Here is a 22,274-nt window from a genome sequence, read left to right on the forward strand (position 1 = left end):
TTCTTTATCTATACCAATTCCCTAAAATTCTTACTATTTCATCCGGAACAATAAAACCAGAGTTATCGCACTATAGCTTAAAGAATTAGCAATTAACATAGTAGAAACTAAGCGATTACTAATGAATTTATTTCTATTGAGATGACGCCATCTTTGCCGCTCTTGGTTTGGCGTGATTTCTGGTGATTTCTTCTTACCCAAGTCTTCACTGAGGATTAATGTAAATCCTCTTAAGAGAAATAATTTAACTATAAATGTACCGAAGAAAATAATAAACGCAGTCAAAATTACTAATGATTGGGTATTGCTAGACTTCAGGCTATTGAAAAATACAAAGTTAATTAATTCTGATTTGATTTGCAATGGCAATATCGGCTGAAGACTGAAAAATACTACCCAACCAACAACGCTAGAAAAAAGATTGATAGAAATAGCGTAAAAAATACTAGTTTTCTTGTCAAAATTTAATCTACTATTGAAACAATAAGCCTCAATCGAGATAGCCATCAGGATAAATAATAAATCAAATAAAATCGCGCCTACTGGCAAAACTCGAGGAAAGTCCCAATTTTCAAACAAATTCAAATCAAACATAAAGGTTTAACTGTAACGGTTAACTTTAGAGAGTATAACTGGCACAACCACAGTGATGGGGGAAATTATCTCATACATGTTCCAGAATCATGTACGTAAGTCGGTAATTGCACCAAACTATGTTACGAAACGTAAATAGCTTGAAACCCATACCAATGACTAATAATTCCACTGCTCTACTTATGTAAAGTGCTATGATAGCTGCTCTACCTGAGAGTACAAGACTTTCGTTAAGATTAAAAACTGTTACAATACAGCTTTTTGAGAGATGACAAGGAACGGTATCGGTATTCGCACGGCGCAAGTGCGTCCTGAACGGCTTACTGGTCAAATTCACGTTTATGATGGTGCTGGTAAAGGAAAATCCCAAGCAGCTTTAGGTGTGGTTTTGCGCTCGATTGGTTTAGGAATTAATACACCTAGTCATGCAAACCGTGTCTTATTATTAAGATTTTTGAAAGGGCCTGAGCGTGATTACGATGAAGATGGCGCAATTGCAGCTTTACAGCGAGGTTTTCCCCATTTAATCGACCAAGTTCGCACTGGGAGAGCGGAATTTTTTGGCCCGGATGAAATCACCGCCTTTGACTGTGTGGAAGCTGCTAGAGGGTGGGATGTAGCCAAAGGTGCGATCGCCTCTGGGTTGTATTCAGTAGTGGTTTTAGACGAAATTAACCCAGTTCTAGATTTAGGTTTGCTCCCAGTGGATGATGTGGTAGCAACACTTAAATCTAAACCCCAAGATTTAGAAATTATCGCCACTGGAAGAGCTGCTCCGCAAAAGCTACTAGATATTGCTGATTTACACTCAGAAATGAAGCCGCAAGATCACCCAACAGCAAAAGCACTGTTGATTGATGGTATTGAAATTTACACTGGAGCGGGTAAGGGGAAATCTACAAGTGCATTAGGTAAAGCTTTACAAGCAATTGGTAGAGGTATAAATCATCCTGGTTCTACTAGAGTGATGATTATGCAATGGCTCAAAGGCGGTAGCGGTTACACAGAAGATGCAGCGATCGCGGCCTTGCAGCAATCATACCCTGAAGTAGTCGATCATCAACGTTGTGGGCGAGATGCGATCGTTTGGCGTAATTCTCGGCAAGAATTAGATTATGTAGAAGCCGAGAGAGGTTGGGAAATTGCCAAAACTGCGATCGCTTCTGGATTGTATAAAACTATCATTTTAGATGAACTCAATCCGACAGTTGACTTAGAATTGCTTCCCGTAGAACCTATCGTTCAAGCCTTACTCCGTAAACCCCGCGATACAGAAGTCATTATCACCGGTCGCTGTCAAAATCAGCCTTCATACTTTGATTTAGCTAGCATTCACTCCGAAGTTTATTGTCATAAACACTATGCAAATCATGGTGTAGAACTCAAGCGAGGGGTAGATTTTTAAATTTGTCAGTTGTCAGTTGTCAGTTGTCAGTTGTCAGTTGTTCAGGATGTAACTAAGTAAGCACAGTCAACAGTCAACAGTCAACAATCTCCTTATTTTCAACTAGTCTATGGGTAAATATTGATTGTGTTGTTTTGATAGAAATTAATCGGTAATTTTTCTAAAGCCTTTTAACCATTTTTTCATTTATGTTGAATTATCCACTTAGAAAAATGGTTAAAACATGCTGCGTCGTAATTTTGTTACTTTACCAGTTGTTCTAGCTGTTTTGGGCAGTACATTTCCCGCTACTGCTCTCCCCTCGGAAGTTTTTACGGCTCAATTACCAGAAATTCAGGAAAATATTCCTGCTGGCTATGGAATGCGCTTACCAGAACACATCCGCTTAGGTGATGGAAGCGAGCGCGATTTGCTGAGTAAACTAACTGTGCGCGTTTTTCCTAGTCCTCGCGGTTTAATTGTCGGTTTGTTTAATTGTGAAGCTGCGACTACACCTTGTTTAGTCGGAACGTTTAGCACGGATAATCCTAATTCTGTGAGTGCGCTGTACGAGTTTGCTAAACATAAAGCTAAAGGTGATGAAATTTCACTAGCTAAGAATATTCAAGGCTACTTTTTAGATGGAAATGAGCAAAATCCCAAGCTACCTTTTTCTTCCTTGATGTGGAAGCAAGATGGCATAATTCATACTGTTTCGTTTCCTGCTAAAGAACGACAAAATATTCTCTTTATGGGTTATTCAATGGCGAATCAGCCAGCAATTCGGCGCAATATAGCCAAAGTTAAAAGACCAAATTCTGTATTCTCCTTGGTTAAGTAGAGTTAAGTACAGTTAAGTAGATTTAAATATTGCTGGAATCGAGGGGTAAAAATAGTTTAGGCTGAGTGTATTCACCTAATTTGTACAAAGGTGCGATATGCCAGAACCCGATAAGAACATTTTAAACATCGATCCAGGTACGCTAGTTCTCATTGTCTCTGTTCTGATACTTTTACCGTTGCTAGTAGCTGGGTTTTTTTCCCAATAAGCGCTGAAGAGCCTGAGATTGCGCAGCTGCACTGTTAAGTCAATTTTCGCTGTGTTAGTAGAGCGATCGCACTGTGCAATCTATCTTCTCTCGCTGGCAAATCCAATTATCAAAATTTTTCGTCCAAATATTAGTAAGCAAGAGTAAGCAAGCTCTGCAAAATTCTCCTTGCTTACTAACATAAAATAACTAAATAAGCATCTATAAATTTTAATTTTCAATCGCCACAAGACCTAGACAAAATATCATCTCAGTGCTTCTACTTATGAGCATATATCTGTAGTTATGTTCAGTCTTCAATTATTCACCCCAAGGAGACATGAATCTAACTGAGTTAAGTAGCTAACTTAAAACAAGATTATTTGACACAAGAAACCAATTAGGTTTCAACTTGTTAAAAATTTTTACAGCTTTAGTTAGCTACAAGGAGTTCTAAAATGGCAGACACAAGTAAGCGTGGCTTTGCTTCTATGGACGAAGATAAGCAGCGTGAAATCGCCAGTAAAGGCGGACATGCGGCTCATGAAAAAGGTACTGCTCACGAGTTTACATCTGAAGAGGCTCGCGAAGCTGGCCGCAAAGGCGGAGAAGCTGTAAGCCAAGATAGAGAACACATGGCTGAAATTGGTAGCAAAGGTGGTAAGAGTTCTCATAAAGGCAGCAAGAGCAAGCAAAATAATGAGAGCGATGATGAAGAGAATGATGATAGTGAAGAAACCAGCACTCGTGGTGGTACATCAGAGCAACATTCTAAAGCAGGTAAACAAAGCCACAAGAATAAATAAGCTGATTGCTTAATTTCTGTTAATAAGCTACCTCTAACTCAAAATTTGAGTTAATTTTAGGCAAAATAGCTTAATAACTTCAGCAGGGTACATCATCGCCAATAAATAAGTTTTCTGAACTTATTCTTTGATTCATTCCAGGTTTTACCCAAAGTAAAGCGTGGGATGAATCAAACTTTTTAGATAAAAAATATTTAATAATTACGGCGTTAGTAATTAGACATTTGTTCCTTAACCCAAGTACGGAAAGCACGGGTTGTAGCAATCTCTCCATTTTGTTTACTTGCTTGTATAAATCGAGGTATTTCCTTTATCGCTATATATGTAAAAGTAGGACTAAATTCTACTTCTAAATACTTTTCTGCTTCTAGCTGATAAATTCTCAATACAGTGCCGTTGTAACGCCAAAATTCAGGAATTTTCATTGCAGCATAAAGCTGTAACTTGTCTATTTTAGGTTTGGAATATTCTACTTCTAATACAATGTCTGGAGGTGGATCGGAGGCTAAATCTATATTTTCTTTATTTCTGACTAAAAATTCATTTTGGATATAGTAGCTACTATCTGGTTCTCCGCCACGTTCTAAATCATCTCTAATTAATGTGAGAGATCCACACCTTTTAATTTCTAATCCAAATTCTTCACACAATACACCAACAAACACTTCAATCAGCCGATTTGAATTCTCGTGCGGCATTAATGGAGTCATAATTTCTATTATTCCATTATCATAGGCAAGTTTATTTTTTCGATCTGTACCCATTTCAGATAGCATAATTTTAAATGTCTGCCAACTGATGTTTTCAAGTAAGACTCTAGTTTCTGCGGCTGTGCTGGTTGTGGTAACCATAATTCGGGTTTCTTGTGTTGGCTGGGTTATAAAGCGGTAAAGTGCTGACTACAAAATCATCAAAGTTAAGGATATATACAACTATATATTGAGCTATATATTTATGTTAGATCTAATCTAATACCAATTCTATGTGAGGCTGCATATTAACGCCCTCACCCTCAAGGGTGGGGCTAAACAAACAAAGCCTGCCTTTGCAGGCTAATATATGCATCTTCATAGAAAATTGGTATAACGGATTATTTTGGTAGTAAAAGTTTGCTAATACAAGACCGTTATCGTTTAATTCAGTTAATTAGTAAAGGGGGATTCTGCAAAACCTACCTGGCTGTAGATGAGAATCAATTTCCCCCAGTTCCTTGTGTGGTGCAACAATTCTCGCAACGCAATCAAACACCAAAAAGCTTTATATACAAAACACAACAGTTAAAAATACTGTGTCAGCATCCACAAATTCCATCTTTAATTGCATATTTTCAAGATGAGCAATATTGCTATTTAGTACAAGAGTTTATTGCTGGTAGTAATTTAGCAACTCTTTTAGAATCAGAAGGTGCTTTGAATGAAAATCAAATTTTGCAGATGTTAACGGATATATTACCAGTTATCAAATTGATTCACGATCGCCAAATTATTCACTGCAATATTAAACCAGAAAATATAATTTTTACGGACTCAAAAAAATTTGTCTTAGTTGATTTTGCTGCAACTCAAATTTTTAGCGAAATTAACCAATTTATTAGTCAAGATTGTATTGGTAGTCCTGAATATATTGCACCAGAACAAACAAGGGAAAAGGCTGTTTTTGCTAGCGATTTGTACAGCTTAGGTGTCACTTGTATTCACCTGATGACTCAGATTTCACCATTTGATTTATACGATGTCGCTAATGATTGCTGGGTTTGGCAAGAGTATCTTAGCACTACGGTAAGCAACCGCCTGACTAAAGTTCTTACTAAACTGCTGCATAAGTCTATTCGCGATCGCTTTCAATCGGCTGATGAAGTTATGCTAGCAATGGGAATCGATTCGCGTTCATCTCCATCTCTGGGCGCTTCCCAGCCTTCTCAGCCGTTATGGGAGTGCATACACACCCTACAGGGAATTGGTAACGTAAATACTGAGATTCATTCCCTAGCTTTTAGTCCTGATGGCAAAATTTTAGCCAGTGGTGATGAGAAAATCATCAAATTATGGGATTTAAGCAGCCAAAAGGTATTAACTACCCTATCAGGACATACACACGCTGTAAAATCACTTAATTTCAGTCCTGATGGCAAAATATTGGCATCTGCTAGCGACGATCGCACAATTAAATTGTGGGATATTAGTACATCTGAGGAAATTTGCACTTTATTAGGACATTCACACGCTGTAAAATCCGTGGCTTTTAGTCCTGATGGGAAAATTCTCGCCAGTGGTAGCTGGGATAAGACTATCAAACTCTGGGATGTAAATACTGGGGAAGCGATTTCTACTCTTAGCGGACATCAATTACAGGTTAATTCAGTTGCATTTAGTCCCCAAGGACAAATTTTAGCTAGTGCTAGCCTCGATCGCACTGTTCGCTTGTGGAAATTACTTAATAATAATGTACTTTTAGCATCCAACCAAACAACTAAAGAATTTAAAAACCGCCCAAATTGCACCTTGTTAGGAACCCTTTCAGGTCATGCATGGGCGGTTTTAACAGTCGCATTTAGTCCCGATGGAAAAATTTTAGCGACGGGTAGCGACGATAACACAATTAAATTATGGCAGGTAAACACTGGTCAGGTAATTACCACACTGTTAGGCCATTCTTGGTCTGTTGTAGCAGTGGCTTTTACGATTGATGGCACAATGTTGATTAGTGCCAGTCGCGATCGCACTGTTAAACTCTGGCAAGTTAGCACAGCAAAAGAAATCGCTACTCTCTCAGGCCATGCAGATTCTGTATCTACCGTTGCTGTCAGTCAAGTTGCACAATTAATTGCTAGTGCTAGCAAGGATAAAACCATCAAATTGTGGCAACTTGCACAACAGGAAAGCTAAAGGAGAAATATCAGGCGCTACCTGTGAAGGCAACTTCGGGAAATTTCAACTGTGCTTCTGCCATTGGGCGGTTTCTGCCTTCTTCTTGCCAGTAGTTGATTACTTCTGTGGCTTTGTTGAGTAACTCAACCCGATCTAAATCGCTAATCCAGTGTTTAGACTCTAATTCCTTCTTTAACTCTTCCCAAGCATCATTTCTGGGCCAGAAGAAATATTTGGTTAAGGGACTTGTGCCTTTACCAACCACTTGATCGACTGCAAGAGCAACGTTCTCATCTAGCCAAAGAATTTTCAAAATAAACTTGGTCAATCAAACCTCCGGAAATATCCAAGCAGTACTTACTAACTTCGCGATCGCTTATTTTAACCCAATACCATGTCAGATGGGTAAATAGTTCTTGGGCATAGGGCATGGGGCATGGGAATTACAAATATTATTTTAGTTATGTGAGAAGACTTGATTTTGAAGATTTAGAAGTTTATCGGCTGGCACAGAAGTGGGCGAATGGAGTTTGGCGAATTATCAAGCAATGGGATAATTTCTCTAAAAGACAAATGGGCAAGCAATTTACAGCATATTTCAGGTAAATGAGGTACGCGCTTAGGGGCATGGCAGTGCCAATGCCCCTACAATCAACGATTATCTGTACCTCAGCAACTTGCAATTCGCTGTATTTCCAATGCCCAATGCCCAATGCCCAATGCCCAATGCCCAATGCCCCAAATTATGACAAACCTAAATTCACTAAAAGCGATCGCAGTTTTTGATATTGATGGCGTGATTCGTGATGTTAGCGGTTCTTATCGGCGTGCGATCGCAGATACTGTTGAATATTTTACCAATCAAGCTTATCGTCCGACACCAATTGATATTGACCAGTTAAAATCCGAAGGGGTTTGGAATAACGATTGGGAAGCATCCCAAGAATTAACTTATCGTTATTTTGAATCTCAAGGACAGTCTCGCACTCAAATACAACTTGACTACAATTCTATTGTGGCTTTCTTTCAATCTCGTTATCGAGGTACTGACCCTAACAATTTTACTGGTTATATTTGCGACGAACCTTTATTATTGCAAGCAAGTTACTTAGAAGCACTTACACAAGCTAATATTGCTTGGGGATTTTTTAGCGGTGCTACTCGTGGTTCTGCTAACTATATTTTAGAAAAGCGTCTTGGCTTAAAGGCTCCAGTATTAATTGCGATGGAAGATGCACCAGGTAAACCAGATCCTACAGGACTGTTTGCGACTGTGGAAATATTAGAAAATGGCTCAGAAAATTTAGCACCTGTATTTTATGTTGGGGATACGGTAGCTGATATGTATACAGTCACCAAAGCACGGGATTTACATCCACAGCGTCTTTGGGTTGGTGTTGGCGTTTTACCACCTCACGTACAAGAAACAGCAGCGCGTCGGGATGCTTATGCTGAAACATTACGTCAAGCTGGTGCGGCGGTAGTTTTCAGTAATGTACAGGAATTGACTCCAGGGAAGATTGAGGAATTGTTAGGTTAGGGGTTAGGGGCTAGTGGTTCATCGCAAAAATTTCGAGGGGTAAGTTTCTTCTTCTTTTCTCTTCCTACCCTTCGGGAACGACTTCGTCGAACGCGGACTTCGCGTCTTTGCGGTTCGTTTTTTACCAATCATATTTAATGCGATAGACCACTATAGTTAGGGAAGAAATTTCTGGTGATTGATGACAGAAATTGTAAAGAATTATGCAACAAAATTAGGGGCACAACAATGTTGTGCCCTCAAGAATGATTTGAATTGATATTAAATTTATAGTGAGGATTTCAATCCAGAAAATTAGTGTGAGGAGCGTTAAATACACGGGAAAAATTTAAATTAGGTGAATTGCATTGCCGAAAAATACTATACCGATCGCAAAAAAGGCTAAACCAGCAAAGGTGATTTTGTTGGGCAATATTGAGTAAATTTCTCTGACACTCATTAGCACGGCACATTGAGTTAAGGCAAAACCCATCACATAAATGACTAAGGGTAGGATTCCCGTGTTGACAACAGATTCTACCCCAACATAACCATGTAATAAACCGGCGATCGCGCCTAATACGGAGATGACAATCCAATTCGGTTTGTTTTCTATCAGCAGTATGGCACTAAAGATAATTGTGGAAATCGCCAAGCCGATTTCTGCACCTGGTAAATTTAGATGAAATAAATGTATTACCATCCCAAAGGCTGCTGCTGCGCCAAAAGATGCAGCCATGAAAGCGCCACGCAGTATCGCCGCAGAAAGTAAGCCAATGGCGACAAGGCTAGCGAGACGATTTAAGTCGATTGCGGGATCGGCTATTCCCCAAAGCAAGCCTTCCCAAGAATTAGAAATAGCCGGATGTCCGTGAAATCCACTTAAGGAAGCCAATAAGCTAATTGTAGCCAAAGATGCGATCGCCACAGTATGACGATGTTTTATCTCGTTTCCAGATGTTGGTAAGTCAATTGTTAGCATCGATTTATAGCAAATAAGTTTTTTTGATAACTTATGCTACCCAACTGTCTCAAAAAACTAACACTATCTTTATTCTCGATATTGAAAAATACGTGAAATTACTGGAGTTGTTTAAACCCTAAATAATAGTTAATCTATCACTAAATATTTTATCCAATGGTCTATTACTTGCTAAGTCAGCAGATTTCATTTTGATAGGAATTGAAATTTTAATTTCTAAGCCTTCAGGTAATATAGGCATAACTTCTAACTGACCATTATGTTGAGCAATAATCTGTCTGCTAATAGACATACCTACATTTTCACCCAGAGATTTATTGCTAAATAAAGAATCAAGTATTTTTTCTCTTGTATCTTCCTTGACTATAAAACCATTATCAGTAATCTTAATTATTACTTGATGACTCTCTGCTAAAACTGATGTATGAATGCGAATTTGCGGCTTAATTGCTGACTCTTTCAGCCGAGAAATGGCATTATTTAGTATATATATAAATACTTGGTTGAGTTGCCCAGGATAACATTCGACTTTCGGTAATTTACCATAATCTTTAATCGTTTCAATATCAGCACTATCGGCTTTACCCTTTAAGCGATTTTGCAAAATTAGGAGTGAGCTATCAATACCTTCATGAATATCAACTTCTTTAAGATTAGCTTCATCGATCCGCGAGAAATTTCGCAATCCTAAAATAAGTTTCTGAATGCGATCGGCTCCGATTTGCATGGAGGATAAAATTTTTGGTAAGTCTTCTTTAATAAAATTTAGGTCAATTTCTTCACTAAAATTCTGAATTTCTGCTACTGGATTGACATAATTATTCTCATAAAGTGAAACTAAAGCTAATAAATTTCCGGCATATTCTTGAGCTAATTTAGTATTGCCATAAATAAAATTCATTGGGTTATTCATTTCATACACAATACCCCCAACTAATTGTCCTAAAGTTGACATTTTTTCTGTATGAATTAGTTGTGCTTGGGTATTTGCTAGTTCTTGTAATGCAAGTTTTAGTTGATTGTTGGCTTGTTCTAGTTGTGCTGGACTAGGTAAAGCTAGAGCTTGCGGTATTATTGGTAATAGTACAATTGCTGTATAAACGGAAATAAAAGCTGTAATTGCTTTAATTAAACCAGAGAACCAGTAAACAGGATGCCAAAGCGTCCATATTTCCATTAAGTGTGTTGTACCGCAGGAAATAATAAACGCGCCAAACAACAACATAATCGATTTAAAAGGTAAATCCTCTCGCTTGCGGACAAAATAAATTAGCGCTATAGGAATGGAAAAATAAGCTAAAGCAATCAAAGAATCTGAGAGGATATGTAGCGATACTAACTCTGGTTTCCAGAGGTAGCAGTGTCCATGTGGAATAAATGCATTATCAACAAAGAAGTTAGGTAAAAATTCCCACATAAGGATTTATTGAGTATAATTTGTCTGCTTACTTGCTTGACAAATTATACTCGCATGACAAAAAATTGTCTCTACTAAGTAAACCCTAACGAAGTAATTCTTCTATCTGATGTTGACTCCATAAATCTCTGTACAAACCGCGTTGCTGTACGAGTTCTAAATGGTTTCCAGTCTGGACAATTTTACCTTTATCCATGACAAAAATACGGTCAGCAGCTGCAGCAGCAGAGAGTTGGTGGGTGATAAAAACCACTGTTTTTTTATCAGTACCAGTAGATAAATTCTTGAGAATTTGTGTAGCTGTTTGATTATCTACACTAGAGAGAGCATCATCCAAAATTAAGACGGGAGCATCTACCAACATTCCTCTAGCCAAAGCTGTGCGCTGACGCTGTCCGCCAGAAAGAGTAATTCCGCGTTCGCCTACTATAGTTTCGTACTGTTGGGGAAAATTGCTGATTTCTGCGTGAATTTGGGCTTGCTGGGCTACTATTTCGATATCTGGCTGCTCTCTAATGGGGTCAGCATAGCGGATATTATTTTTAATGGTGGTACTAAAGAGAAAGCTATCTTGAGGAACATAAGCGATCGCACCACGCAAATCTGCTAAAGCTATTTTGGTAATATCTAAATCATCTAAAAATAGCTGTCCCGATGCAATTTCTAATAAACGCGGTAACGCATTCGCTAAAGTCGATTTCCCCGAACCAATAGCGCCAACAATCGCTACAGTTTCCCCAGGATTAATTGTAAAGTTGATGCCATCTAAAGCGGGGTTTGTAGCGCCGGGATAAGTGTAACTAAAATTTTTCGCTGTTAGCTTACCTTTAACTTCACTGTTAGCTAGATGAATGACATCGCTAGCGTCTTGAATTTTTGGTTCAACTGAGAGAATCGACTCTAAGCGATCGATACTTACTTCACCACGTTGATAAGCGCTGATGGTAAAGCCTAATAAAGCTGTGGGAAAAACTAACCGTTCTACATAAATCAGTAGTGCTAAGAAATCGCCAACCGCTAGAGTTCCTGCCGAAATTCTGGTAGCGCCTAGCCAGATAATTATCAGGGAGCTGATATTGGCTAAACCACCAATTAAAGGAAATAATGTGTTGCGGCTTTTGGCTAATTCCAAATTAGCTGTTAATAAATTTTCATTTTTCTGAGCAAAGGCGCGACGCTCGTTTTCTTCTTGGGCGTAAATTTTAATTAAAGCAATACCGCTAATATCTTCTTGGATGAGTTCGCTAATATCCGAAAGTTGCTCTTGGACTAGTTTTTGTTGGTTGCGGAGGCGATCGCTAAATAAATGTACCAACAGAAACATCAAAGGATATACTGCCAGAGAAGCTAAGGTCAAATCTACACTAATTGACAACATCACTGGCAGTGTTAACACATAGGCAAACAATGTATTAGCTAAACTCAGAACCGCAAAACCTAATAACCGTTTGATATTGTCTACATCGCTAGTCGCCCTACTAATTAAATCGCCAATAGTATTAGTAGCAAAGTAAGCAGGCTCTAGCTTGAGTAAATGTGTAAAAATCCTTTGTTTTAAATCAAATTCTACCTCTCGCCCCACTCCAAATAGCCAAATCCGCGAAGCCATACGGATGAGCAACATGGCTGAACTGAGCAAGACGATAATGACTACGTAATGTAAAACTTCATTCCAGCTAAAAGTTGATGATAGTTTGTCAACGCAAGCGCGAATTAGCAAAGGAATATAAACGCCTAATCCATTGACAGTTAACAAAGCCAAAATACCTAATACAGCTTCCCGCCAATGGGGACGCATGTAAGCACCGAGTTTAGCCAGTCGTCGAGATTGTACCATTCAGAAAAAGCGGGGACGCAGAGAAATGAGGACGCAAGGAATCGACAAATGACAATTGTACAGACGCGATGAATCGCGTCTCTGACAAATGACCCTTGCAAGTAAATTTACCCTCCTTTTATTGTGGCAGAAATGATTGGGGAAAAAGGCCAGCCACCAAGACATAGTGCTTGGCCTTATAATTTTTAATTTTTAGACTTTATGATTGACGACCGCGCAAGAAGAAGTAAATTTGGTTGAGATAACTTTCCCAAGCGTTCGTTGTCACTTGCAAAGTTTCCGCACTGGGGACAAAATCTTCCAGTCGCAATCCTCTGGTTCTAATTTCTTGAGGATTTTGCAATAAGTAAGGCGGAACTTTGATACCCAGTGGATTCATCGCGATGACATCGGAGACATTAGCGTTTGCTTGGGGAAGCGAAGCCACTAAAGTCTCGGATGTGGGAGCCAGTTGATAACCAGCAGCCAATCTGACATTCTCAACAGGGTAACTTGCTGTTGTGGCTATTGGCGATCGCACCAGAAAATAAGCGATCGCAGGTGTACTAGCTAACAATAAAATTGTCAGTGCCCAACCTAGTAAGTATCCTCCTGGCTTATCTATCCCACCCCCCTTGATTCTTTGGGCAGCAAAAATTAACATCAACACCGATGCTCCCAGTGGTTTGAGCGGAAATGATATCAACCTCCACAAAGAAGCTACTGCTGGTTCGTTAGGATTAATGAAGGCCAGCGCTAGGACGATCAACATAATAACTATGACTAATCGTCCGACAAAACTTCCTGTTGGATAAAATCTTTGGAAAAAAGAGTATACAACAGTGCCAATTAACAGCCACAGTAATACCCGGCTTAGGAGTAGAAACATAGTAAATTAACTCTCAAATTTTCCGATGCGGTGAACTATTGCTTTAGATTCGGTTTCCCGGTACAAAGCAAAATGCGAATCCTGAAGGGTTAGCCTTGAGGTTTCGGGCAGCGGATTTATTTTCTCGTCAAATTGTAATCGTACTGTTACCTGACTTAAAATACCTCATACCTCACACCCAAAGACTACCGTCGTAGTGATTTTAGTGCAATTTCCTGACACTGGGACTATTATTTAAAATTTTATAGATGAGTAATGTAGCACCAGTAAATTAAATTAATTGAGTAGTTATAACTCAACAGGTACAAATATGTCGTCTGCAAAACCGAAAATTTTGGTAACCGGAGGAGCTGGTTATATCGGCTCTCATACAGTCCTAGCCTTGAAACGAGCGGGTTATGAGGTAGTTATTCTCGATAATCTGGTGTACGGACATCGTGACTTAGTAGAGCAAGCTCTGCAAGTGGAACTGGTAGTTGGTGACACTGCCGATCGCCCAATGCTGGATAAATTATTTCAAACTCACCAGTTTGATGCTGTCATGCACTTCTCTGCTTATGCCTACGTAGGCGAATCAGTGACAGATCCAGCAAAATACTACCGCAACAATGTTGTGGGTACTCTGGTGCTGTTAGAAGCTATGCTGGCAGCGTCTATTAAGAAATTTGTATTTTCCTCAACTTGTGCAACTTACGGTGTACCGGATGTTGTACCCATTCCCGAAAATCATCCCCAAAATCCCATTAACCCTTACGGCGCTAGTAAGTTAATGGTCGAGCGGATTCTCTCAGATTTCGATGTTGCCTATGGTTTAAAATCAGTGCGTTTCCGCTACTTCAACGCCGCCGGAGCCGATCCCACTGGTTTACTCGGTGAAGATCACAACCCAGAAACCCATTTAATTCCGTTGATATTGCTGACAGCGTTAGGTAAACGTGAATCGATTTCGATTTTCGGTACTGATTATGCGACACCTGACGGTACTTGTATTCGAGATTATATTCACGTGAGCGACTTAGCCGATGCCCATATTTCTGGATTAGAGTACTTGTTACAAGGCGGTAATAGCGAAGTTTTCAACCTCGGTAATGCTTTAGGTTTCTCCGTCAGAGAAGTCATTGCGGCGGCGGCGGCGGTAACAGGATTAAATATACCCATCACCGAATGCGATCGCCGTCCCGGAGATCCACCTTCTTTGATTGGTAGCGCCGAGAAAGCTAGGGAAATCCTCGGTTGGCAACCCAAATACCCCGGTATCAAAGAAATCGTGCAACACGCCTGGGATTGGCATCAAAAGAGGCATAAATAAGGGTATGGGGCATGGGGCATTGGGCATTGGGCATTGGGCAGACGCGATGAATCGCGTCTCTACAATTGTCTTCCTTGTCCTCTTTGTCCCCCCTGCTCCCTGCTCCCTGCCCCCCTGCCTCCTCCCTACCTCTTCCGCCGTTGCATTACAGCTAACACAATCCCTAAGCTGGCAAAGATGCCGGCGGCGATCGCCCACAATGAAAATGATGAAGATTGAGGCTGGGCTACATTTTTATCATTTTCTTTGTTGACTTCTGGCGAGCTTCGTGATACATTAGCCGCACTTGCAGCAACGGTAACATCAAACTTTAACTCAAAGGGTGAAAAATTCCCCCCAGCTATGGGTTTACCTTTCAGTACTAGCTGATAGGCTCCGGGTTTGGGAAATGTAATCTCTGCGCCTGGTGTCCCTTGATACTTTTCGGCGGTGATGGCTTGCAAGGAAGGTTCTAATAGTGGCGGTTCTCCGGCTGTGTGGGGTTGGGCGTAAATTGCTAACTGACAATTACAATCTTTGAGAGCGATCGCTTTTCCACCTTTACGAGTTAGTGCAAACCAAGCTTGTGCAGGTTTACCAGCTTGAGGATTATCATTCGGTTCAATATGGAGGGTAGCACCAACATCTGCGGCGATTTTTACTGTATGGGCAGAGGTAGAGCTAGGATGATTTACTGCTAGGAGTAATAAAAAAACTACAGGTATACCAAATTTAGCGCGACTTACTGGGCGGAACATAAAATTTAGCTATGGACAACCTTGACCAAACATAGCGCGATCTCAGCATTAACACACAGAGGGTGAAAAAACCCAAGAGTGCGGTTGCTAGTTTATTCCCCTCATTTAATTGTGCAGAACCCAGGTAATGTGAACCCATAACGATCGCATGAATTACAACCAAGAGTAAAGCAGGTACGCTCAATAGATGAATCTGTCGCCAACGCTTACCTAAAGATTTTTGCCAGAAATCAAAACTAGTCAAAGCAGCAGGAGTCATCAAGATTAATGCTACCGCACCAGCGCCCATACTCCATTGATATTCTGGACGCAGAAACCAAAAGGCAGCAAAATTCCATTCTAAGGAATGTTCTATCATGTGGAGAGTGTGCGCTACAGATAACACAAAAGCTCCCACACCTAAAGCTCGACGATAACGCAAAGGTGCTGCCCAAATTCCACTAATGGGGCGAGCGATTAGGGCTAAAATTAAGCAGAATAAGGCGGCGTGTCCGGTGTAATCGACCATTATGTCGCCGGTTCGCAACACAGTAATGGCTCCAATGGCGAGAGTTACCCAACCACCCAAGCGGAATAATTGACTGCGCTTATCTTGACTGACTAGGGAAGCAGAAACACCCACACCTAACATAATTGGTAGGGTTCCCAGTCCAAAAGCGAGCATAGTTACCGCACCTATCCATAAATTACCAGTTTCCGCAGCTTTTATTTGGGCAGCATATAAGAACCCACAAGGCATTAAACCCCACGTCATTCCTAATAGTGCGGGTGTCCACCATTTGCTTTGTAAGGAAATGTTGACCATTTCTTTACTCAGAAGATTGTGTAATTTTCCTTGTAATAAGGGGTGTAAAACAGGAATTTTGGGGAGTAAATTGGGATTAATTTGTCCTAAGCCAAACCAAATTAATAATAAACCCGTAAAAATAGCAATCCAACGCCGTAAATCGCTACCAATACCTGCTAACTGTCCCCCTTCGATCAAGGCTGAACCTAATGCGCCAATCCCAGCACCAACTAGGGTATAGCTCAACATCCGTCCTAAGTTCAGTAGGATGTGAAATTTTAATTGCTGTCGCCAATCACGGGTTTTTTCTTGGTGCGGTAAGGAAAAAGCCATAGTTAAAGGGCCGCACATGCCAAAACAATGCCCAAAACTACCCAAAAACCCCAGGATTGTCATGAGTAATAAATCAATCATAAATAAATTCCTGAGTCCTTGGTGCTGAGTTTTGGGTGAAAAAAGGTAAAAATAATTTGCTTTTATAGTGCGGAACTTTACGGGAAATTAGTCACTCTGTCAAAAGACTAGCTGTCAAACTTGCTGTTTGCGCTATTTTTAAGTCTAAGATGCATAAGAGCGATCGCATGAAAAAATTGATATGGCTGGCGCTTTTACTCCTAGTGGTAGTTGTGGTTGTTGGTACTAGAGGTACTGCCAATAATCAGTTATTGCAACAGCCTCCTTCACCGATAATTGCACAGAGTAGCCCTAATCAAAATACCCCATCCGAGTTACCTGTACCAATAGCTAAAGATTTGCAGTTGTCGGCACAAAATTTATTTACCCATATACAAAAGCTTAATTTTCAGCGTTATACCAAGGATGAGCGATCGCGTACTCGTACTTATATTACAACTGAACTGCAAAAATTCGGCTGGAAACCCCAATTACAAAAGTTTCCTAACGGTGTAAATATCTTTGCTGAACGCCAGGGAACTAACGAACAAGCTGGTGCAATTTTAGTAGGTGCCCATTATGATACCGTTGCTGGTTCTCCTGGGGCTGATGATAATGCCAGTGGATTGGCTGTGATGCTGGAAGTTGCTAGAGTTCTCGGTTCTACTGCTACTCCTAGAACATTACAGCTAGCGTTTTTTGATTTAGAAGAAGCTGGACTTTTGGGTAGTAAAGCTTTTGTCAGCCAAAAAGCCAGGTTAAAAAATCTCCAGAGTGCGATCGTTATGGATATGGTAGGTTATGCCTGTTACACAGTCGGTTGTCAGCAGTACCCTACAGCATTACCAGTTAAACCACCCAGCGATCAAGGTGACTTTTTAGTAGTAGTAGGCGATACAGAACATTTACCTTTGCTGAATGCTTTTGAAAATTCCCAGTCTCATCCAGCGACAGCCTTAAATAAAAATGATGCGAATTTCCCATCAATTTTAACATTACCTATTCCCTTGAAAGGATTATTAGCACCAGACACCCTACGCAGCGATCATGCACCATTTTGGTATCAAGATATAGGTGCTGTACTAGTCACAGATACGGCTAATTTACGTAATGCTAACTATCATCAACCTAGCGATTTACCAAAAACAATTGATCGTGATTTTTTTATAGGTTCAGCCCAAATTGTTCTCAATACTACGCATAAATTATTAGAAAATGCAACGGATGGATAGGAGTTTCTGCGCTACCCCAGATCACGATTGTTCTTGTGAGTCAAGCTACACGTACAGCTCTACCGCCGAGTGGACTGTTGAACCCGCAGGGCAAAAGCTAGCTTGGGACACAAGCAAAGTAACGCTTCTGGACTGGCAACTTCTGTGCTACTTGGTGCAAGCCTGGTAGAGCAAGTAGCCAGGATGAAAGAAGAATCCCCTGCCTTTACGACTTAGTGAGCGAAGCGATACTAAGTCGTAAAGGCAGGGGAGTGTCAATTAGTAAGCCAGTGTTTCTAAAGTTTCCCGCAAATAGCGCTGTACTTGTTGTTCTAAACGTAGCCCTTGTAATTGTACATGATGTTCTAATTGCCAGCGTTGGAAGCCAGAACTAGCGGCGATCGCGTATTTCAGGCTGTGCCAAATTTCACTATCATCAGTAAATTGGCGATCGCTAGAGGTGGGAATTTGAGCCATAATTTCTCATTCCTTGGTTTTACTTCAAAATTTAGCGCAGTTCTCATTTTCAGACAACTCTCCGCAGGAGACAGTTTAAATCTGCCTAACCTTCATCGGAGTTTTCTGCTTGGGGTGGTTCTGTGCTTTTTTTCCTTCCCCATAGGGAGTGAAATAACTGGGGCAATATTTGATTAACCCGTACCCCTACGATGGTGAAATCCTGCTGAATCTTTTCTAAAGGTAATGGTTTTATGGCTGCAAATTCTGTGTCATTCGTCACCAAAAGTCTAGCTACACTCACGGGAATTTGCAAAAACAAATTGCTGGCTAAAAAAGCTAAAGCAGCGAGCAGTAATCCCACACTCCGCCATTGGGGTAGAAAACTAGCAATGTTTGCTACCAGTGGAGTAATTTGATATATCTGCCACAGCACCCCTACTAATAATATTGCGGCTAAAACGGCCAAAAAGCGATTTAAATTTGTATTAATTAAACAAAGCATCTTGCGTTGCTCTTCAGTCAGATTTTCTGGCTTGAGAGCAATGCCCAAAATAGCGAATATGTAAAAAGGACGACTTAATTGCATCCACAGCAGTGGTAAAACGCCGATGGCAGCTACTAAAAAGAGTTCCATCCATACGGGTAAGACTGGCTCGCCTATGGATAGAAACAACACACACAAAAACAAAAAAATCGGCAGAGTCGCCAAACCGGCGAGATGAATCCACAAAATCGGTTCAGAGCGAAATGAGGCCATATTTACATTTATGCCTTGTAAGTCATCAGTGCTGAGTTGTAAGTTAGCAGTTGGAATTTTGAGAATGAACTCAAAACTCACAACTTGACTTAGAACTCAGCACTAGTAGACTCAACACTACTTTGTCAATGTCAGCGTGCGACGCTTGGTAACCATTTGATAAGCTTCGATGATGTCACCTTCAGCCCAATCATGGAATTTATCTATGCCAATACCGCATTCATAACCGGCATTGACTTCGCGAGCATCTTCTTTCATCCGTTTGAGGGAATCAAGAACGCCTTCGTAAACTACCTTACCGCCGCGACGTACCCGCAGTTTGCAGTTGCGGACGAGTTTGCCAGATTGTACGTAACAACCAGCCACAGCTCCGCGACCAACTGGGAAAACGGCACGCACTTCGGTTTGACCTAAAGGTTCTTCGACCAATTCCGGTTCTAACAAACCTTCTAAGGCTCCTTGAATATCTTCTAGGAGTTTGTAGATAATGTTGTATTCCCGGACATCTACACCCGCTTCATCGGCGGCTTGTCTAGCGCCACTAGCGTAGGTGGTGTTGAAGCCAATAATGACGGCGTTACTAGCAGCAGCTAAATCGATATCTGTTTCGGTGATTTCGCCAGCCGTAGCTAATAGCATCCGAATTTGGACTTCGTTTTGTGGGATTTGTCTGAGCGATCCCACAATAGCTTCCACTGAACCTTGGACATCGGCTTTGAGGATTAAGTTGAGTTCTTTTAGCTCGCCTTCTTGTGCTTGGGCCGATAGGGTTGTTAAGGTAACGCGACCTTGGAGTAAGCGAGATTGACGCTGTTTGTCGGCGCGATCGCTTGCTAAGGCACGAGCTTCTTTCTCGTTCTCGAAGACCTCAAATTCATCACCTGCAGCGGGAACGTCGCTTAAACCTAGCACTTCCACTGCAAAGGAAGGGCTACCAGCTTCAACTCTCTTACCTCGGTCATCAACCATTGCCCGGACTTTACCAAATGCCGAGCCTGCGACTAACATATCGCCCACCTTGAGCGTACCATTTTGGATCAACAAGGTAGCAACTGCTCCCTTAGCCTTATCCAAATGAGCTTCAATGACGGTGCCTTTCGCTGGACGATCTGGGTTAGCAGATAATTCGCCAACTTCTGCCACCAACAGAATCATTTCTAGGAGTGTATCCAGGTTTTCGCCCTTGATGGCACTCACAGGTACCATGATTGTTTCACCACCCCAATCTTCGGCGGTGAGACCATAGTTAGTTAATTCTTGTTTCACCCGCTCTGGTTGTGCGCCTTCTTTGTCAATCTTGTTAATTGCTACAACAATGGGCACTTCCGCCGCTTGAGCATGGCTAATCGCTTCGATAGTTTGGGGACGCACGCCATCATCAGCAGCTACTACCAACACGGCAATATCTGTGACCCTAGCACCCCTAGCCCGCATTGCCGTAAAGGCTTCGTGACCGGGAGTATCCAGGAAGACAATTTGATGTGGCTGACCTTCATGTTCGATGTCAACATGGTAAGCACCGATGTGCTGGGTAATCCCGCCTGCTTCGCCTGCTGCCACTTTGGTTTTGCGAATGGAATCCAGGAGGGTAGTTTTACCGTGGTCTACGTGACCCATGATTGTCACTACTGGCGGACGACGATGGAGATTTTCCATGTCTGCCAAATCGAGCATTTCTGTAACTTTGCGGGCTTCTGCTTCTGGTTCAGCAGTTTCCACTTCTACTTCTAGCTCTTTGGCTACCAAAGTAATGGTAGGAATATCGAGATTTTGGGTGATACTCACTGCCATGCCTTTCATGAACAGGATTTTCACAATCTCTGTATCGGCGACAACCAGAAGGTCTGCCAGTTCTTGCACTGTCAAGGGCCCTGTGACCACAACTTTAGCTGGTCGCTCGCGCTTGACTTCTACATTCTCTTGGCGGCGATTTTGGTCGCGGTTAGCAGGAGCTTTTTTGCCTCTGGTTGTGGGGCCGGCGATCGCTACAGCTGGTTGCTGTGTCGGTCTAGCTGCCTTTGGCTTGGGCGGACGAGCAATTGACAAGCTTACTTGGACAGTAGCTGGTATTTCCAGCCCTTCTTCATCTAGTAAATCTTCATCTTCAAAATCATCATCAAGGACTGGCTTGATGCGCTTGCCTTTAACGCCTGCCTTCCCTGATTTTTCCTTGATTTCGTCAATAATTTCTTCTTCTTGCCACTTTTTACCACCTTTTGCCGGACGGGGTGGAGTGGGACGTTTTAAGTCCAGCAGATCTGGTGGCACTACTTCATCAACGATAGCTGCTGCTTTACCGCCACCGCCTTGCATCGGTCTGGGTGGGGTAGCCACTGGCATCGCTGCTACAGCTTCACTAGGACGTACTGGTTTACTGGGTCGTGATGGTGCATCGCCAAATTGTCCCGGTGCGCCTGGTGGTCGATTGCCTCTATTTTCCGGCTTGACTGGTGCTGGCGTTGGACGAGACTGTTTTTGGGGCAAAGACTGAGGAGATTGATCGGTTGCTGGCTTTCCTGCCTTGGGCTTAATTTGCTCCCGGTCTTCATCCCGCCGTTGCTGACGTTCGCGCTTGAGGATCGGTTTATCTGCTTGAGTCAGCGACTCCGGCGCTACTGCTGCTTCAGCCACAGGTCGAGCGGGCGGGGCTGCTAGTTGTGGTTTTTGCGGTTTTTCTGGTCTAGGCCGCGATGTATTTGGTTTTTCTTGCCTTTCCGGTTTTTCCGGTTTTTCTGCTGCTATTTTTTCTGTCGGCTGAGGTTGAGGCTTGCGATCTGCGTCTGTGACAGCTGGTTGCTGTGGGGTCTCAGACACATTCCGGGGTACAGGTCGAGTTGGTGCCGTCGGCTGCATGGGCGAGACTGGTGTGGCAAAAGGCTTGGGAGGAGAGGGAGGATTAGCTTCAGAAGAAGCAAGTTGGTTATTGATTGCAACTGACGCCTCTGGGGCGTTGGATGTAGGATTTCTCAATATTTTGGGTTTACGAATTTCCAAAATTTGTTGTTTGTGGGGTGCGGCTGGTCGATTTTTCGAGCCAGCTTGTGAACTGTTGGGATGATTGGATATATTTTCTTTTTTTGCCGAACTACTCGTAGTTGCGAGTTTTTCCGCAGCTGAACGAATGCGTTCGGCTTCTGAGTCTGAAATTGTACTGCTATGGCTTTTGACCGCGATGTTGAGCTGGTCGCATATTGCTAATAGCTCTTTGTTATCCAAATTTAATTCCTTTGATAAGTCATAGATTCTAACTTTGCCGTTGTTCATGCACTCTTCCCCTTTAATTTACAGTTTTAGCGGATGGTTGCCTGGTTTGTGACAT

The 22,274-nt window shown here is 41.7% G+C and carries 21 protein-coding genes; 8 read left to right on the top strand and 13 right to left on the bottom strand.

The window, feature by feature from the left end; all coding sequences use genetic code 11:
* Positions 1 to 33 precede the first annotated feature (33 nt).
* Complete coding sequence (fraC, locus tag H6G08_RS00670; RefSeq protein ID WP_190538449.1) at positions 34 to 579, bottom strand: filament integrity protein FraC; 546 nt, start codon at positions 577 to 579, stop codon at positions 34 to 36.
* A gap of 283 nt (positions 580 to 862) precedes the next feature.
* On the opposite strand from fraC, the gene H6G08_RS00675 reads away from it, so the two are divergent.
* The 3 genes from H6G08_RS00675 to H6G08_RS00685 all read left to right on the top strand — a co-directional run bounded on the left by H6G08_RS00675 (position 863) and on the right by H6G08_RS00685 (position 3,812).
* A complete protein-coding gene (locus H6G08_RS00675; protein WP_096644182.1) occupies positions 863 to 1,999 on the top strand; it encodes a cob(I)yrinic acid a,c-diamide adenosyltransferase in 1,137 nt (378 codons plus the stop codon).
* Positions 2,000 to 2,222: 223 nt separating this feature from the next.
* The gene (locus tag H6G08_RS00680) at positions 2,223 to 2,819 is read left to right on the top strand and encodes a hypothetical protein (RefSeq protein WP_190538375.1); all 597 of its coding nucleotides are present in this window, start codon (positions 2,223 to 2,225) and stop codon (positions 2,817 to 2,819) included.
* 645 nt (positions 2,820 to 3,464) lie between these two features.
* The gene (locus H6G08_RS00685; RefSeq protein WP_190538376.1) at positions 3,465 to 3,812 is read left to right on the top strand and encodes a KGG domain-containing protein; all 348 of its coding nucleotides are present in this window, start codon (positions 3,465 to 3,467) and stop codon (positions 3,810 to 3,812) included.
* Positions 3,813 to 4,021: 209 nt separating this feature from the next.
* Here the strand turns inward: H6G08_RS00685 and H6G08_RS00690 are convergent, their stop codons facing one another.
* A complete protein-coding gene (locus tag H6G08_RS00690; protein WP_190538377.1) occupies positions 4,022 to 4,663 on the bottom strand; it encodes a Uma2 family endonuclease in 642 nt (213 codons plus the stop codon).
* A 258-nt stretch (positions 4,664 to 4,921) separates the two neighbouring features.
* Between H6G08_RS00690 and H6G08_RS00695 the strand changes: the two genes are divergently transcribed.
* A complete protein-coding gene (locus H6G08_RS00695; RefSeq protein WP_190538378.1) occupies positions 4,922 to 6,697 on the top strand; it encodes a serine/threonine-protein kinase in 1,776 nt (591 codons plus the stop codon).
* A gap of 10 nt (positions 6,698 to 6,707) precedes the next feature.
* Here H6G08_RS00695 and H6G08_RS00700 read toward each other — a convergent pair whose 3' ends face one another.
* The gene (locus H6G08_RS00700) at positions 6,708 to 7,007 is read right to left on the bottom strand and encodes a 30S ribosomal protein PSRP-3 (protein ID WP_045870192.1); all 300 of its coding nucleotides are present in this window, start codon (positions 7,005 to 7,007) and stop codon (positions 6,708 to 6,710) included.
* Positions 6,970 to 7,110 (bottom strand): hypothetical protein, encoded by a 141-nt coding sequence (locus H6G08_RS00705; RefSeq protein WP_190538379.1) that lies wholly within the window; start codon positions 7,108 to 7,110, stop codon positions 6,970 to 6,972. The genes H6G08_RS00700 and H6G08_RS00705 overlap by 38 nt, the downstream gene beginning before the upstream one ends.
* Here H6G08_RS00705 and H6G08_RS00710 point away from each other — a divergent pair.
* The gene (locus H6G08_RS00710; protein ID WP_190538380.1) at positions 7,109 to 7,285 is read left to right on the top strand and encodes a hypothetical protein; all 177 of its coding nucleotides are present in this window, start codon (positions 7,109 to 7,111) and stop codon (positions 7,283 to 7,285) included. The genes H6G08_RS00705 and H6G08_RS00710 overlap by 2 nt on opposite strands.
* Before the next feature lie 139 nt (positions 7,286 to 7,424).
* Positions 7,425 to 8,219 carry a TIGR01548 family HAD-type hydrolase gene (locus H6G08_RS00715; RefSeq protein ID WP_190538450.1) on the top strand — a complete coding sequence of 265 codons (795 nt, stop codon included), beginning with the start codon at positions 7,425 to 7,427 and terminating at the stop codon, positions 8,217 to 8,219.
* Positions 8,220 to 8,547: 328 nt separating this feature from the next.
* Here the strand turns inward: H6G08_RS00715 and H6G08_RS00720 are convergent, their stop codons facing one another.
* The 4 genes from H6G08_RS00720 to fraI all read right to left on the bottom strand — a co-directional run bounded on the left by H6G08_RS00720 (position 8,548) and on the right by fraI (position 13,302).
* Positions 8,548 to 9,180 (bottom strand): HupE/UreJ family protein, encoded by a 633-nt coding sequence (locus tag H6G08_RS00720; RefSeq protein ID WP_190538381.1) that lies wholly within the window; start codon positions 9,178 to 9,180, stop codon positions 8,548 to 8,550.
* A 118-nt stretch (positions 9,181 to 9,298) separates the two neighbouring features.
* A complete protein-coding gene (locus H6G08_RS00725) occupies positions 9,299 to 10,597 on the bottom strand; it encodes a sensor histidine kinase (RefSeq protein ID WP_190538382.1) in 1,299 nt (432 codons plus the stop codon).
* Positions 10,598 to 10,682: 85 nt separating this feature from the next.
* A complete protein-coding gene (locus tag H6G08_RS00730; protein WP_190538383.1) occupies positions 10,683 to 12,434 on the bottom strand; it encodes an ABC transporter ATP-binding protein in 1,752 nt (583 codons plus the stop codon).
* Positions 12,435 to 12,633: 199 nt separating this feature from the next.
* A complete protein-coding gene (fraI, locus tag H6G08_RS00735) occupies positions 12,634 to 13,302 on the bottom strand; it encodes a septal nanopore formation protein FraI (RefSeq protein ID WP_190538384.1) in 669 nt (222 codons plus the stop codon).
* Positions 13,303 to 13,612: 310 nt separating this feature from the next.
* On the opposite strand from fraI, the gene galE reads away from it, so the two are divergent.
* Positions 13,613 to 14,611, top strand: coding sequence for a UDP-glucose 4-epimerase GalE (gene galE, locus H6G08_RS00740; protein WP_190538385.1), 999 nt, complete (start codon positions 13,613 to 13,615; stop codon positions 14,609 to 14,611).
* Positions 14,612 to 14,736: 125 nt separating this feature from the next.
* On the opposite strand, the gene H6G08_RS00745 is transcribed toward galE, so the two are convergent.
* Both H6G08_RS00745 and H6G08_RS00750 read right to left on the bottom strand, forming a co-directional pair.
* On the bottom strand, positions 14,737 to 15,348 hold the full coding sequence (locus H6G08_RS00745; RefSeq protein ID WP_199322300.1) for a hypothetical protein: 612 nt from the start codon (positions 15,346 to 15,348) through the stop codon (positions 14,737 to 14,739).
* Positions 15,323 to 16,549 carry an urease accessory protein UreH domain-containing protein gene (locus tag H6G08_RS00750; protein ID WP_190538386.1) on the bottom strand — a complete coding sequence of 409 codons (1,227 nt, stop codon included), beginning with the start codon at positions 16,547 to 16,549 and terminating at the stop codon, positions 15,323 to 15,325. Before H6G08_RS00750 ends, H6G08_RS00745 begins: the two co-directional genes overlap by 26 nt.
* Before the next feature lie 167 nt (positions 16,550 to 16,716).
* Here H6G08_RS00750 and H6G08_RS00755 point away from each other — a divergent pair, with 167 nt between their 5' ends.
* Positions 16,717 to 17,760: a M28 family peptidase gene (locus tag H6G08_RS00755; RefSeq protein ID WP_190538387.1), complete on the top strand. Its 1,044-nt coding sequence runs from the start codon at positions 16,717 to 16,719 to the stop codon at positions 17,758 to 17,760.
* Between the two features lie 258 nt (positions 17,761 to 18,018).
* Here H6G08_RS00755 and H6G08_RS00760 read toward each other — a convergent pair whose 3' ends face one another.
* From H6G08_RS00760 to infB, 3 genes are all read right to left on the bottom strand, one after another.
* Complete coding sequence (locus H6G08_RS00760; RefSeq protein ID WP_096644641.1) at positions 18,019 to 18,216, bottom strand: hypothetical protein; 198 nt, start codon at positions 18,214 to 18,216, stop codon at positions 18,019 to 18,021.
* Positions 18,217 to 18,301: 85 nt separating this feature from the next.
* Positions 18,302 to 18,955, bottom strand: coding sequence for a low-complexity tail membrane protein (locus H6G08_RS00765; RefSeq protein WP_096647782.1), 654 nt, complete (start codon positions 18,953 to 18,955; stop codon positions 18,302 to 18,304).
* A gap of 117 nt (positions 18,956 to 19,072) precedes the next feature.
* The gene (gene infB, locus H6G08_RS00770; protein WP_190538388.1) at positions 19,073 to 22,219 is read right to left on the bottom strand and encodes a translation initiation factor IF-2; all 3,147 of its coding nucleotides are present in this window, start codon (positions 22,217 to 22,219) and stop codon (positions 19,073 to 19,075) included.
* Between the last annotated feature and the right edge of the window lie 55 nt (positions 22,220 to 22,274).

The sequence above is a fragment of the Calothrix anomala FACHB-343 genome (assembly GCF_014696435.1).
Lineage (GTDB): Bacteria > Cyanobacteriota > Cyanobacteriia > Cyanobacteriales > Nostocaceae > Aulosira > Aulosira anomala_A.

What these genes read in the sequence shown, in the direction of transcription:
- H6G08_RS00675 (WP_096644182.1), top strand. Translation starts at nt 863, where the DNA reads ATGACAAGGAACGGTATCGGTATTCGCACGGCGCAAGTGCGTCCTGAA.
- H6G08_RS00680 (WP_190538375.1), top strand. Translation starts at nt 2,223, where the DNA reads ATGCTGCGTCGTAATTTTGTTACTTTACCAGTTGTTCTAGCTGTTTTG.
- H6G08_RS00685 (WP_190538376.1), top strand. Translation starts at nt 3,465, where the DNA reads ATGGCAGACACAAGTAAGCGTGGCTTTGCTTCTATGGACGAAGATAAG.
- H6G08_RS00690 (WP_190538377.1), bottom strand. Translation starts at nt 4,663, where the DNA reads ATGGTTACCACAACCAGCACAGCCGCAGAAACTAGAGTCTTACTTGAA.
- H6G08_RS00710 (WP_190538380.1), top strand. Translation starts at nt 7,109, where the DNA reads ATGGGGCATGGGAATTACAAATATTATTTTAGTTATGTGAGAAGACTT.
- H6G08_RS00705 (WP_190538379.1), bottom strand. Translation starts at nt 7,110, where the DNA reads ATGCCCTATGCCCAAGAACTATTTACCCATCTGACATGGTATTGGGTT.
- H6G08_RS00715 (WP_190538450.1), top strand. Translation starts at nt 7,425, where the DNA reads ATGACAAACCTAAATTCACTAAAAGCGATCGCAGTTTTTGATATTGAT.
- H6G08_RS00720 (WP_190538381.1), bottom strand. Translation starts at nt 9,180, where the DNA reads ATGCTAACAATTGACTTACCAACATCTGGAAACGAGATAAAACATCGT.
- H6G08_RS00725 (WP_190538382.1), bottom strand. Translation starts at nt 10,597, where the DNA reads ATGTGGGAATTTTTACCTAACTTCTTTGTTGATAATGCATTTATTCCA.
- H6G08_RS00730 (WP_190538383.1), bottom strand. Translation starts at nt 12,434, where the DNA reads ATGGTACAATCTCGACGACTGGCTAAACTCGGTGCTTACATGCGTCCC.
- fraI (WP_190538384.1), bottom strand. Translation starts at nt 13,302, where the DNA reads ATGTTTCTACTCCTAAGCCGGGTATTACTGTGGCTGTTAATTGGCACT.
- galE (WP_190538385.1), top strand. Translation starts at nt 13,613, where the DNA reads ATGTCGTCTGCAAAACCGAAAATTTTGGTAACCGGAGGAGCTGGTTAT.
- H6G08_RS00745 (WP_199322300.1), bottom strand. Translation starts at nt 15,348, where the DNA reads ATGTTCCGCCCAGTAAGTCGCGCTAAATTTGGTATACCTGTAGTTTTT.
- H6G08_RS00750 (WP_190538386.1), bottom strand. Translation starts at nt 16,549, where the DNA reads ATGATTGATTTATTACTCATGACAATCCTGGGGTTTTTGGGTAGTTTT.
- H6G08_RS00755 (WP_190538387.1), top strand. Translation starts at nt 16,717, where the DNA reads ATGAAAAAATTGATATGGCTGGCGCTTTTACTCCTAGTGGTAGTTGTG.
- H6G08_RS00760 (WP_096644641.1), bottom strand. Translation starts at nt 18,216, where the DNA reads ATGGCTCAAATTCCCACCTCTAGCGATCGCCAATTTACTGATGATAGT.
- H6G08_RS00765 (WP_096647782.1), bottom strand. Translation starts at nt 18,955, where the DNA reads ATGGCCTCATTTCGCTCTGAACCGATTTTGTGGATTCATCTCGCCGGT.
- infB (WP_190538388.1), bottom strand. Translation starts at nt 22,219, where the DNA reads ATGAACAACGGCAAAGTTAGAATCTATGACTTATCAAAGGAATTAAAT.